The following is a 12,490-nucleotide window of genomic DNA, read 5'->3' as shown; positions in this document are numbered from 1 at the left end:
ACCGGCGCGCCGCCGGGCTCTCGCCGATTGACCTGAAGACGATGCGTCCTGTGCCCGCTTGCTGCCGGGTGGATTGCCGGAGACGTCGGGAACGACGCCCGGTTTCACGGGCAAAACACCCGCGCGCAATGGCTCTGGTGCTTAAAGTCATTATCGGGCGCGATCGCGAGAATTGATCGGTAAACCCTGATGCCGCAAAAATTGCGCCTGATGGGTGATCGCAAGATCGCATCCGAGGGCGTCGTGATCGGCGGACGCTGCTGGCATGCGAGATAGGGCGCGCGGACGGCGTCTGCTTGGCCCTCGAAAGACCAAATCGAAGCCGGTCTGAATGAATGTCGGCTATGGGCCAGAAGCGGAAGTCATTCTGTGCATCCGAGCCGCTAGGCGCTCGCGTTCGGCCGCCGCTCAACAAATATGTTGGAGATGCATTCGAGAACGGTTTCGCGCTTCTGGTTGCGCAAGATATTTCGATTCCGGACAATCCCTCGATCAGATTTTGACTTCGATTCGCGCATCTCCAGAACCGTCATTTCCAGATCGAGTTCATCACCAGGGCGCACCGGGTTAGGCAGTTTCACCTCGTCCCAACCCAATCCCATGAGCACTTGGAAGTGTGGTTGGAGCCGACCAGTCCGGGCCATGAGCCGCCTAAACGAGTGACCTCCAGACCTACAAAAACAAGCGACCTTCGATCCTCCAATCGGGCGAGGTCTCGTAGACAACTTGGCAGTGCGAAAGTCGGTGATCGTCCGGGCTCCACATGAGGCTACCGGGCTTGCTTCTGATATGGCACTTTGGTGTATGGCATTTGCCGAGGACGGCATACTCGTTTTGGATCAGCAAGCGACGGACTTCCTGCCGATCCTGCCACCGATACTTCATTACGAGACGCTCAACTACGTCCTCAAGGTCGTGGTCGGATTCGGAGCGATGGTGAAGGGATGAGAGAAACCCGTCTAGAATTGTTTTTATACGACCGACAAGATTAACTTTTTCGGGAGCCCAGACAACCAAGTCCACCTTAAGCTCGGCACCGTTGCTGCCCCGTTCACTTGTGTGCCAATTTGCTCCTTTCAGCACTTTCCAAAGTCGTCCCGGGTCTTGTAGATCGATTTTTTGACATGCTACTGGAGCGCATTCGGCAAGCGTATCGCCCTTGAAAGGAACGATTTGCTTGCTGACCTCGTAACGAACATATGCGTCTGGCAACTGAGGGCAGGGCTGTAGTTTGGCGGCAGTTCTTTTCTCGAACCGTAAACACTGACGATTTCCGAAATCCTCGCTACTTATGCGCGGGTTGTACAGCAGCAAGTTTTCGACATCACGATTTCTTGGCCACTCCTGGCATGTATACGTTGCATTCAAGCCCACACCGGCGGCCAAGTGTTGAATCCCATCGCGCAGCTCTTTGCGATATTGGTCGTCTTCTTTCGTATTGGTGCTGTGGGCAGAAAAGTTAACGTGCCAGGATGTCCAGGCTTCGACAAATTCGTCAGTTGACCTTATGTGATATGGCACGTGTGCGTCTCGCAAGGGACAATCAGCTTGATAGGAGACGACACTGCCCTTTTTAGCAAGGAACGATCAACTCCTGAGTCTGGTTTGGGTCAAAAGGCAACGTGGGCCAATGCCGCGCGGAAGGTGACGAGGTTAAGGCGCCGGTGGTGCCATCACCGGCGAGCGGGAGCGCGATTTCGGAATATTGGAAATATGCTCCTGAGTTGCCCGACGTGTCAAGTGGTCCGGACGGGCCGCGGCCGCCGGCTCCTTTGCATGGGGTTGTTTTCGATATTTTGGCTGCGCGGAGCTGGCGCGGTCCCGCAAGCGGGAGAGGCGACGCGAGTCTGCGGACAAGCCGATAGCCTATTCCGTCTTGTCGACGTTCCAGAACACCGGCGGCGCCGGGCCGTCCAGCACGCCGGTCAATGATTTCCGCCAGGCGCTCGGCAGGCGGAACTGGCCGAGCGGGATATAGATCACCTGCTCGTAGGCTTCCTGCTGGATCTCGACCGCGAGCTGTTTCTGCGCCTCGGGGGTGGTGGCGCGCGCGTAGGCGTCGCGCATCTGTTCGATCTTGGCGTTCTCCGGCCAGCCGAACCAGGCGCGCTTGCCGTTCGCGGCGATCTGGTTGTTGACGATCGGGTTCATCGTTTCGGTGGCACCCGTGAAAGTGAAGAACAGGTTCCAGCCGCCGTCCTTCGGCGGCTTCTGGCTGGCGCGGCGGCTGACCACGGTCTGCCAGTCCGTCACCTGCGCATCGACGTTGAAGCCGGCCGCGCGCAACAGCTGCGCAGCGACCGTCGGCGGTCCTTTCAGAGTCTGCACGTCGCCGGGGATCATGATCACGACGGGCGTGCCGTCATAGCCCGAGGCAGCCAGCGCCTGCTTCGCTTCGGCCATGCCGTTGCCCTTGATCAGCGTTTCCGCGCCGACGTCGCTCGCGAGCGGCGTGTCGCAGGCGAAATAGGCGCCGCAGATCTCGTAATATTTGGCATTGCCGACGGTGGCGTCGAGCACGTCCTTCTGGTTCATCGCCAGGAACGCGGCGCGGCGGATCTTGGGGTTGTCGAACGGCGGATGCAGGAAATTCATCCGGCCCTCGATCTGGAAGCCGAACTTGTTCAGCACGCCCACGGTGAGATCGGAGTTCGCCTCGAGCACCGGCACCAGATCGATCGACGGTTGTTCGAGGAAATCGATGTCGCCGGATTGCAGCGCGTTGATCGCGGTTTGCGCATCGGGCATCGTGATCCATTCGACGCGATCGACCTTCGCCACCTTGCCGCCCGACAGCCAATCCGGCCTTTCCTTGCGCGGCACGTAGTCGGCGTTGCGCTCATAGACCGCCTTGACGCCTGGCTGGAATTCAGTGGCAATGAACTTGAACGGGCCGCAGCCGATCTGTTCAGGGATCTGCTTGCCCGGCGGCGTCTCCGCGAGCCGCTTCGGCATCATGAACGCGACATAGGAGGAGGGCTTTGCGATGCTCTCCAGCACCAGGCCATACGGCTCCTTCAGCTTGAGCACGATGGTCCTGGGTCCGGCTGGCTCGAGCGTCGCGGTGAAGTCCATCAGCTTCTGTCCGGTGCCGTCATTGGTGGCCCAGCGCTTCAGCGAGGCGATGCAGTCCTCGGCCGTGACCGGCGCACCGTCGTGCCATTTCAGGCCGTCGCGCAGCGTGAAGGTGTAGGTGAGCTTGTCGTCCGAGATCGTCCAGTCCGCCATCTGCGGCCGGACCTTGAAGCTGGAATCGATGCCGAGCAGCGTGTCGTAGACCATGTAGCCATGGTCGCGGGTGATGTAGGCGGTGGTGAAGCCGGGATCGATGATGCGCAGGTCCGAATGCATCACGGCAGTGATGGTCTTGCCCTTGGTCGCGGCGACGGCGCGCGACGTGAGGATGGCCGGGGCTGCCATCGCCGGCGGTACGCTCGCCGCGAGCTTGAGGAGCGTTCTGCGCGAAACTTCGACCATTCGCCGTCTCCCGATCTGTCGTTGCGCCGGCACGCGTGCCACAGCGACCGGCATGCTTCACCAATCCGTGACGCAAAGCAAGCAAGGGCCGTGCCGCCGGTTTGGCGCCGGGTTTCCTGATTGGTGACGTGAACGTTCGATGACGACAGACGGCGCGCGGCCTGCGCCGGCACCGCACAAGTCCGCATCCTGCATAGGAGCCTGCGCTTCCTGCCGCACCTCGCAGGCTGTTCGGGGCCTGATCCGGCGTGTAGGCTTGTGGTCCTGCCGGCCAGCAATAAGGCCATATCCCGCACATCCAGGGAACAAGCAGCCGAGGGAGACCGAAAGAACCGTCATGACCGATATCCGATACGTAGCACCGCGCACGCTTGATGAAGCGATTGGCGCATTTGCTGCCGCCGGAAGTGCCGCCCGCATTATGGCAGGGGGCACCGATTTGTTGGTGCAAATGCGCTCCGGCCTGGTGCGGCCGGGATTGATCGTCGACATCAAGAAGATCGGCGAGATGACCGAGATCACCGAGACCGCCGATGGCGGTTTCCGCGTCGGTGCCGCCGTCTCCGGCATGGAGCTCGCCGAGCATGCGCGCTTCGGCAAGGTGTGGCCCGGCGTGCTCGAGGCCGTGAACCTGATCGGCTCCAAGCAGGTGCAGGGCCGGGCCTCCGCCGGCGGCAATCTCTGCAACGGCTCGCCCGCCGGCGACAGTGTGCCGGCGATGATCGCGGCAGGTGCCGTCGTCACCGTGCAGGGCCCGAGCGGCCGCCGCGACATGAAAGTCGAGGACGTGCCGGCCGGACCGGGCCGCACCAACCTGAAGCCCGGCGAGATCCTGGTCAGCTTCACATTGCCGCCGCGGCCCAAAGGCTCGAGCGATGCTTACCTGCGGATGATCCCGCGCACCGAGATGGATATCGCGGTGGTCGGGATCGGCGTCAGCCTGACCTTGCAGGACGGCGTCTGCACCGCGGCCCGTGTCGGCCTCGGCGCGGTGGCGCCGACTGCGCTGCTGGTTGCGCCGGCAGCCCAGGCGCTGATCGGCTCGAAGCTCGACGATGCGGCGCTGGAAGCCGCCGCCGCTGCATGCCGCGCCGCCTGCCGTCCGATCGACGACAAGCGCGGCACCATCGCCTACCGGACCAAAACCGCCGGCGTGCTGCTCAAGCGCACCGCCGCGATCGCCGCCCAGCGCGCGGGAGGACACTAGCACCATGCCGAAACTGCACGTCACCACATCGGTCAACGGCGAGCCGGTCGAATTCCTGTGCGAGCCCTATGAGACCATGCTCGACGCGTTGCGCGGGCAATTGGGGCTGACCGGCTCCAAGGAAGGCTGCTCCTCCGGCGATTGCGGCGCCTGCTCGATCACGCTCGACGGCCGCCTGGTCTGCTCCTGCCTGATGCTCGCGGCCGAGGCCGAGGGGCATGAGATCAGGACCATCGAGGGCATGGCCAAGGGCGAGACGCTGCACCCGTTGCAGCAGAAATTCCTCGAGCACGCGGCGCTCCAGTGCGGCATCTGCACCTCGGGCATGCTGGTCGCCTCCGAGGCGCTGCTCGCCAAGAATTCCAATCCGACCGAAGAGGAAGTCCGCTTCTGGCTCGCCGGCAATCTCTGCCGGTGCACCGGTTACGACAAGATCGTCCGCGCGGTGATGGAGACCGCGGCTGAAATGCGGGAGACTCGCGCATGAACGTCGTCAACAACAAATGGATCGGCCAGCGCACCATCCGGCCCGATGGCGTCGACAAGGTCACCGGCCGCGCGGCGTTTGCCGCCGACACCACCATGCCCGGCATGATCTGGGGCAAGGTGCTGCGCAGCCCGTATCCGCACGCCCGCATCAAGGCGATCAACACCGCCAAGGCGGAGGCGCTACCCGGCGTGAAGGCGGTGGTCACCTCGCGCGACATCGTCGACTTCACGATCGAGAAGGGTGCCGTGATGCTCGGCATCCAGGACATGCGCTGGATGTGCCGCAACGTGATGGCGCGCGACAAGGTGCTGTTCCCCGGCCATCCCGTCGCCGCCGTGGCTGCGACCACGGAAGCGATCGCGGCCGAGGCCTGCAAGCTGATCGAGGTCGACTACGAGGTTTTGCCCTGGGCGATCGAGATCGACGACGCGATCAAGGACGGCGCGCCGATCCTGCACGAGTTCAACAAATTCGACGGCAAGCCCTCGAACATCATGGGCCGCATCGAATCCAAGAAGGGCGACATCGCGCAAGGCTTCAAGGACGCCGACATCGTGATCGAGCGCTCCTTCACCACGCGCCCGGTGCATCAGGGTTATATCGAGCCGCATGCCTGCCTGATCTCGGTTGCCGCCGACGGCAAGACCACGATCTGGTCGTCGAGCCAGGGCCAATTCATGGTGCGTGCGATGACCTCGATGCTGACCGGCATCCCGCAGAGCGACATCCGCGCCATCCCCGCCGAGATCGGCGGCGGCTTTGGCGGCAAGACCATCGTCTATCTCGAGCCGCTCGCGACCTTGCTTGCCAAGAAATCGGGCCGCCCGGTCAAGATGGTGATGACGCGCGAAGAGGTGATGCGCGCCACCGGGCCGACCTCGGGCTCGAAGAGCACGGTCAAGATCGGCGCCAGGAAGGACGGCACCATCGTCGCCGCGCACGGCAGCTTCTATCTGCAGGCCGGCGCCTTCCCGGGCTCGCCGATCCGCGGCGCGGTCGGGTGCAGCTTCGCGCCCTACGACATCCCGCATGTGCTGTCGGAAGGTTTTGATGTCTGTTCCAACCGCTCCAAGGTCGCGGCCTATCGCGCGCCCGGCGCGCCGATCGGCGCCTATGCGGTCGAATGCGTGCTCGACGAACTCGCGGAAGCCTTGAAGATGGATCCGCTGGCGTTGCGGCTGAAGAACGCGGCGAAGGAAGGCACCAAGGCCGCGCACGGCCCGGTGTTTCCGCGGATCGGCTATATCGAGACGCTGGAAGCCGCGAAGAACCATCCGCATTACGCCGCGCCACTCGGCAAGTTGCAGGGCAGGGGCGTGGCTAGCGGCTTCTGGTTCAATGCCGGCGGCGAATCCTCTGCACAGGTCAACATCACCGAGGACGGCAACGTCGTCGTCACCACCGGCCACCCTGATATCGGCGGCTCGCGCGCCGGCATCGCCAACATCTGCGCCGAGCTGCTCGGCATCGACTACAAGCGCGTCTCCGTCATCATCGGCGACACCCAGACCGTCGGCTTCTCCAACCTCACCGGCGGCAGCCGCGTGTTGTTCGCCTCCTCGATGGTGGTGACGCAGGCGGCTGACAAGGTGATCGCGACCTTGCGCGAGCGCGCCGCGAAGCTCTGGGAGATCGACCCTGAAGCCGTGAAATGGGAGAACGGCGCCGCGCATCCGGTCAGTCCGAACGCCGGCCAGTTCGAGCCGCTGACGCTCGCCGACCTTGCCGAGAAGGCGCCGTCGCAGGGCGGCCCGATCGGCGCCAGCGTGCAGCTCAACACCCAAGGCGCAGAAGGCGGCTTCGGCACGCATATCTGCGACGTCGAGGTCGATGTCGATCTCGGCATCGTCCGGGTGATCCGCTACACGGCGGTGCAGGATGTCGGCCGCGCGGTGCATCCGAGCTATGTCGAGGGCCAGCTGCAGGGCGGCGTCGCGCAGGGCATCGGCTGGGCGCTGAACGAGGAGTACATCTACAACAAGGACGGCAAGGTCGATAATCCGGGCTTCCTCGATTATCGGATGCCGGTCTGCTCCGATCTGCCGATGCTCGACTGCGCGCTGGTCGAGGTGCCGAACCCGAAGCACCCGCAGGGCGTCAAGGGCGTCGGCGAGGTGCCGCTGGTGCCGGTCATGGCCGCGGTCGCCAACGCCGTGCACAACGCGCTCGGCAGGCGCTTCTACAGCCTGCCGATGTCGCCGCCGAAGGTGTCGGAAGTGCTTGATGCACCGACGCAGCAGGCGGCGGAGTAGGGAGCGTAGCGCGGGTCAGGCGAAAGCCGTAACCCGCCGTCTTTCCGGCGGGCGAGCGGCGTAGCCCGGATGAGCGAAGCGATATCCGGGGAAGATCGTCCCGCATATCGCTTCGCTCATGCGGGCTACTCCCTTGCTCGTTTGCCACCGAGCCGCGGCAACGGGCGATTGCGTAGCTGGCCGTACCTCGGCAAGATCGATCGGATGCATCAGGCTCACCGTGACGGATGAGAATGACCAACCCCGACGAGCTGTCCGCCTACATGATCTTCAGCCGGAGCGATTGGGCGGCGCTGCGCGCCAGCACGTCGCTGACGCTCTCGGACGCCGATCTTGCGGCGTTGCGCGGCCTGAACGGGCCGATCACGTCGGCCGAAGTCTCGGACGTCTACCTGCCGCTGACGCGCCTGTTGAACCTGCATTTCGCCGCGGCGCGCAATCTGATGCAGGTCAAGGCGGAGTTTCTCGGCCGGCCGGCGCGCCATTCGCCCTACATCATCGCGCTGGCGGGAAGCGTCGGCGTCGGCAAGAGCACCTTCGCCCGCGTGCTGTGTGCGCTCTTGGCCGGCTGGGCCGATCATCCGCGGGTCGAGCTGGTGACGACCGACGGCTTCCTGCATCCGAACGCCGTGCTCGAGGAACGCGGCCTGATGCGGCGCAAGGGCTTTCCCGACAGCTACGACCTGCCGCGGATGCTGCGCTTCCTCGCGGCCGCCAAGGCGGGCGAAGCCGAGCTGGAGCTGCCCGTCTACTCGCATCTGATCGGCGACATCGTGCCGTCGGAACGCCAGGTCATCCAGCAGCCGGATATTCTGGTGTTCGAGGGCCTCAACGTGCTGCTGGCGCGCGGCACGGCGCCGGTGGTGGTGTCGGATTTCTTCGACTTCTCGATCTACCTCGATGCCGACGAGGCCGACATCCAGTCCTGGTATGTCGAACGCTTCCTCAGGCTGCAGCCGACCGCGTTCCGCAGCCCCGCCTCCTATTTCCACCATTACCGGGACCTGCCGCCCAGCGACGCGCGCGAGGTCGCGGACCGGCTCTGGCGTGAGCATCATCGCGCCAATCTCCGGGAGAACATCCTGCCGACGCGGACGCGGGCCGACGTCGTGCTGCGCAAGCGCTCCGACCATTCGATCGGCGAGGTCTGGTTACGGGAGACGTAGAGCAGAGATGTAGCCCGGATGAGCGAAGCGATATCCGGGAAGAGTGGTCCCGCATGTCGCTTCGCTCATGCGGGCTACTGACCTGCTCACCTTAGCTCTCTCCCCAGCCGCGCGAACACCGTCTCGCAGGTCATCAGATCGAGATGCCCGCCGCCGGCGTTCTTGAAGAAGGTGATGTCGCTATCCGACAGCCGGCCTTTGACCGCACCACCGGCGAGGTCGTAGTGGTCGCCGAGCACGTCACTCTCCTTGATCGCGCCGCTCGCAATCGGTTGCAGGATGTCGCCGACGCCGTCGAACGCGGATTCGCGGCGGTCGACGAAGACGCGCGCGCGGCGCGCCGCCTCGTCGTCGGACTCGCGGGTGTCGGGGGTGAAGCCGCCGACCAGGTCGAGATGGGCGCCGGGCTTCAGGTTCGCGCCCTTGACCAGCGGCTCGCGCGAGCGGGTGCAGGTGGTGATGATGTCGGCCTCGCGTGTCGCCGCGTCGAGATCGGTGATGGCCTCGGCGGCGATGCCATCGGCCTCAAGCAGCGTGGCGAGTTCCTGCGCGCGCTCGATCGTCCGGTTCCAGACCCGCACCCGCTTCAGCGACGGCCGCACCGTGCGATGGCCGCGCACCAGCCAGTGCGCCATCTCGCCGGCGCCGACCACCAGCAGCGTCTCGGCATCCACCCGCGCGAGGTGCTTGGCGCCGAGCGCGGAGTCCGCGGCGGTTTTCCAATGGGTGATCTCGGCAGCGTCCATCACCGCGAGCGGCCGCCCGTCATTGCCGTCGAACAGCACGCAGACTGCCTGCACCGCCGGCAGCTTGCCGTGGGCAAGGTTGCCCGGAAAGCTGGTGTAGAGCTTGGTCATCATGAAGCGGCCGGCATCGACCGCGCTGCGCGTCACCAGTTGCTGGCCCTTGTCGTCGCCGAGATAGCCGTCGTGCACCGCGATCTTGGGCCGCCGGTGCGCAGCCTCGATCGCCTCGATCAGGATCGGGAAGCTCAGGACGCGGTTGACCTCGCTGTCGTCGACAATATGCACGTGGTATCTCCTCCAGGGCGCTGTTGCGCTCCTCCAGGGCGCCCTTGCGTTCCTCGCCGGGCGCCCAAAACCGGTCCGGACTGGATAGCGCGTGGGGAAGGCTAGTCAACCGGACATGCACCGTTGCGCTGCACTTGCTATCCTGCACGTCTGATTCTCTCGCAGGTCTCCGCAAGCCGTGGTTGCATTCGTCGTCGCCGTCCTGATCTTCATGCTGTTGAGTGGCGCCGCGCTTGCGACCATGGCGATCCATGGCCGGCTCGCCGATCATCACCGCAGCGACGAGACCAATACCTCGGTACGTTTGGTCGCAACCCTGTTCGTCACCATGCCGTCGCTGCTGCTCGGCCTGATGATGAACAGTGCCGCTAACACCTATGTGGCGGTCGACCGTAATCTGCACGTCTTTGCCACCGACCTGATCCTGCTCGACCGCAGCATGCGGCCGCTCGGCCCCAGCGCCGACGAGCCACGCAAGCGGCTGCTCGCCTATGTCGAGCAGGTGCTCAAGGATGTCCCGATCTCGCGGGCGAACGAGCTGTCCGAACGTCTGCTCGACGAGGTCGGCAACAGCCTCCGCGAGCTCAGGTTCGACGACGAGCAGAAGGTCGCGCTGTGGAACGACGCGCGGTCGGTCTACCGGCAGGCGGTGCAGCAGCGCTGGACCTTCGTCGAGCAGTCCGACGGTTCGTTTCCGTCGCCGCTGATCTGCATCCTGGTCGGCTGGCTGACGCTGATGTTCGCGACGCTCGGCTTTCGCGCGCCGCGCAACGCCGTCGTGGTCTCGACCTATATCGCCGCCGCGGCGCTGATCTCGGCCGCGATCTATCTGATCCTCGAGATGAGCACGCCGTTTTCCGGTCCGATCCAGATCTCCGACCGCCCGCTGGTGCGCGTGGTCGAGGAGATCAAGCGGTAGGGCGATGGCCCCGTAGCCCGGATGAGCCAACGGGTCGCGCGAACGCGCGCCCCGTTGGCTCATCCGGGCTACGCAGTGGTATTGATGCCGCCCTCGGCTTTATTCCCCTCTCACAGTTGGCGATCTCGAAATTTCTTTCCGTGCCGCCGGCGGAATAGCGCGCGCCCTCAGGCGTCCTACGCATGCAAGCCATTTGCATTCGAACAGGAGACATCATGAAGACATCGATCTCGCTCGCGCTCGCCACCGCCATGTCGTTTGCGCTCGCGTCCGCCGCCTTTGCCGCGCCGCCGACCAAGACCGGCACCACCGCGAAGGGCTCGGTCCTGACCGACGCCAAGGGGATGACGCTGTACACCTTCGACAAGGACGGCGACGGCAAGTCGGCCTGCAACGGGCCGTGCGCGACCAACTGGCCGGTGCTGAAGGCGGAGGCCAGCGACAAGGCCGAAGGCGGCTACACCATCATCTCGCGCGACGACGGCTCCAAGCAGTGGGCCTACAAGGGCAAGCCGCTCTATACCTTCGCCAAGGACCAGAAGGCCGGCGACATCACCGGCGACGGTTTTCTAAACGGCGCCTGGCACCTCGCGCAGCCCTGAGGACCACGGAAGAATGTAGGGCGGGTTAGCGTAAGCGTAACCCGCCGTCTCTCCGCGCGGGCACACCGCGGCGGGTCACGCCGGAGCCTGTCATCGGGCTGCGCTTCGCGCGGACCCGTTGGGCTAACCCGCCCTACGGCTTCTCGCCGAATCGAACCGGGCGCCTTACGCCCTGCGCTTCAGCGCCATGCCCATGCTGATCCAGCTCACGCCGGCGCAGATCAGGTCGACGCTGAGGAAGATGCCGAGCACGTAGAGGCTCGAGACCGGCCAGTGCGCCAGGATCATGGCGCCGAGCACCAGCGTGATCAGGCCTGATATCGCGACCATTCCCCACGGCGCGGCCGAGTTCATGCCGAAGGCGAGGAAGATCCGCACGATGCCGGAGGCCACCAGCGCGATGCCGAGGAACAGCGTCAGCGTCGCCGCCGCGAGCAGCGGGTTCTCGAAGGTGACGAAGCCGGCAACGACATAGAGCGCGCCGAGCAGCAGCCAGAACAGGAACTTGCCCCACGTCTTGAACTGGAATGCGTTCACGATCTCGGCGGCGCCCGCGACGATCATCATGGCGCCGACGAACAGCACGCTGACGACGGTGGCAAACAACACGCTGCCGAAGGCGAGCACGCCTGCGATCAGGTAGATCACGCCAAGGGCGACGATCCAGCCCCATTTCGCGCGGAGGTTGGCAAGCCCGGATCCGAGGCTGTGAGGAGGTGTGGCGGGTGAGCTGGACGCTGTGGACATCGTATCGCTCCCGAATACTTGATCAAACCATGCTACCATAGGTGATCGCGGCGACAAGGGCAGGTGCAAGGTGGCACCAAATGCAGGTGGCACCAAAGGCGCCGCGACACGTTGATTCAAATCAATCGGCTTGCTGCCGCGCAGCATTCGCTCGACGACAGCCGGTTTGCACCAGACGACGGAGTGTCCGGATCAGACTGCCAATTGTCCGGATCGCGCATCCACAGAGGAGGTCGACATGCCCACGACGCACGACAAGGACCACGTCTACAAGATACTCGAACTGGTCGGATCATCGGACAAGAGCATCGAGGCCGCGATCGACAACGCCGTCACCCGCGCGTCAAAGACGATCCGGGAAATGAAGTGGTTCGAGGTGGTGCAGACGCGGGGCCATATCGAAGAGGGCAAGGTCCGGCACTACCAGGTGACGCTGCGGGTCGGCTTCACGCTGGAGTAGGCGGCGCTGCTTGCCGCCATTGCGAGTCCGCAGGATGGGTAGAGCGCAGAGACCCATCCCACCCTCATCTGTCATCGCCCGGCTTGACCGGGCGATCCAGTACGCCGCGGCCTCTCGATTCAAGCACTGCTGTCTCTGG

Annotated in this window: 12 protein-coding genes; 7 read left to right on the top strand and 5 right to left on the bottom strand. The window is 64.5% G+C overall.

The features are described 5' to 3' along the window. Window positions 1–383: 383 nt before the first annotated feature. From BI327_RS41485 to BI327_RS04435, 3 genes are all read right to left on the bottom strand, one after another. Complete coding sequence (locus tag BI327_RS41485; RefSeq protein ID WP_159450405.1) at window positions 384–644, bottom strand: MaoC/PaaZ C-terminal domain-containing protein; 261 nt, start codon at window positions 642–644, stop codon at window positions 384–386. A gap of 28 nt (window positions 645–672) precedes the next feature. Then, window positions 673–1,521 carry a hypothetical protein gene (locus BI327_RS41480; RefSeq protein WP_143271532.1) on the bottom strand — a complete coding sequence of 283 codons (849 nt, stop codon included), beginning with the start codon at window positions 1,519–1,521 and terminating at the stop codon, window positions 673–675. A 345-nt stretch (window positions 1,522–1,866) separates the two neighbouring features. Continuing rightward, the gene (locus tag BI327_RS04435; protein ID WP_076858534.1) at window positions 1,867–3,477 is read right to left on the bottom strand and encodes an ABC transporter substrate-binding protein; all 1,611 of its coding nucleotides are present in this window, start codon (window positions 3,475–3,477) and stop codon (window positions 1,867–1,869) included. A 346-nt stretch (window positions 3,478–3,823) separates the two neighbouring features. On the opposite strand from BI327_RS04435, the gene BI327_RS04430 reads away from it, so the two are divergent. The 4 genes from BI327_RS04430 (at window position 3,824) to coaA (ending at window position 8,592) form a co-directional block, all read left to right on the top strand. Continuing rightward, a complete protein-coding gene (locus BI327_RS04430) occupies window positions 3,824–4,684 on the top strand; it encodes an FAD binding domain-containing protein (protein ID WP_076859196.1) in 861 nt (286 codons plus the stop codon). 4 nt (window positions 4,685–4,688) lie between these two features. After that, entirely contained in the window at window positions 4,689–5,171 is a 483-nt protein-coding gene (locus BI327_RS04425; protein ID WP_076858533.1) for a (2Fe-2S)-binding protein, read from the top strand. Further along, entirely contained in the window at window positions 5,168–7,426 is a 2,259-nt protein-coding gene (locus tag BI327_RS04420) for a xanthine dehydrogenase family protein molybdopterin-binding subunit (RefSeq protein ID WP_076858532.1), read from the top strand. The genes BI327_RS04425 and BI327_RS04420 overlap by 4 nt, the downstream gene beginning before the upstream one ends. Window positions 7,427–7,659: 233 nt before the next feature. Then, window positions 7,660–8,592 carry a type I pantothenate kinase gene (coaA, locus tag BI327_RS04415; protein ID WP_076858531.1) on the top strand — a complete coding sequence of 311 codons (933 nt, stop codon included), beginning with the start codon at window positions 7,660–7,662 and terminating at the stop codon, window positions 8,590–8,592. An 86-nt stretch (window positions 8,593–8,678) separates the two neighbouring features. On the opposite strand, the gene BI327_RS04410 is transcribed toward coaA, so the two are convergent. Further along, window positions 8,679–9,623, bottom strand: coding sequence for an ornithine cyclodeaminase family protein (locus BI327_RS04410; RefSeq protein WP_076858530.1), 945 nt, complete (start codon window positions 9,621–9,623; stop codon window positions 8,679–8,681). Window positions 9,624–9,801: 178 nt separating this feature from the next. Here BI327_RS04410 and BI327_RS04405 point away from each other — a divergent pair, with 178 nt between their 5' ends. Then, complete coding sequence (locus BI327_RS04405; RefSeq protein WP_083741920.1) at window positions 9,802–10,542, top strand: bestrophin-like domain; 741 nt, start codon at window positions 9,802–9,804, stop codon at window positions 10,540–10,542. A 215-nt stretch (window positions 10,543–10,757) separates the two neighbouring features. Continuing rightward, a complete protein-coding gene (locus BI327_RS04400; protein WP_076858529.1) occupies window positions 10,758–11,144 on the top strand; it encodes a COG4315 family predicted lipoprotein in 387 nt (128 codons plus the stop codon). Window positions 11,145–11,309: 165 nt separating this feature from the next. Here the strand turns inward: BI327_RS04400 and BI327_RS04395 are convergent, their stop codons facing one another. Then, window positions 11,310–11,891 (bottom strand): HdeD family acid-resistance protein, encoded by a 582-nt coding sequence (locus tag BI327_RS04395; RefSeq protein WP_076858528.1) that lies wholly within the window; start codon window positions 11,889–11,891, stop codon window positions 11,310–11,312. Between the two features lie 238 nt (window positions 11,892–12,129). On the opposite strand from BI327_RS04395, the gene BI327_RS04390 reads away from it, so the two are divergent. Next, the gene (locus BI327_RS04390; protein ID WP_076858527.1) at window positions 12,130–12,351 is read left to right on the top strand and encodes a dodecin; all 222 of its coding nucleotides are present in this window, start codon (window positions 12,130–12,132) and stop codon (window positions 12,349–12,351) included. Window positions 12,352–12,490: the final 139 nt, after the last annotated feature.

It is taken from the genome of Bradyrhizobium mercantei (genome assembly GCF_001982635.1).
GTDB classification, from domain to species: domain Bacteria; phylum Pseudomonadota; class Alphaproteobacteria; order Rhizobiales; family Xanthobacteraceae; genus Bradyrhizobium; species Bradyrhizobium mercantei.
Note: the sequence above shows the minus strand (reverse complement) of the source record. Positions and strands in the feature narration are given on the sequence as shown.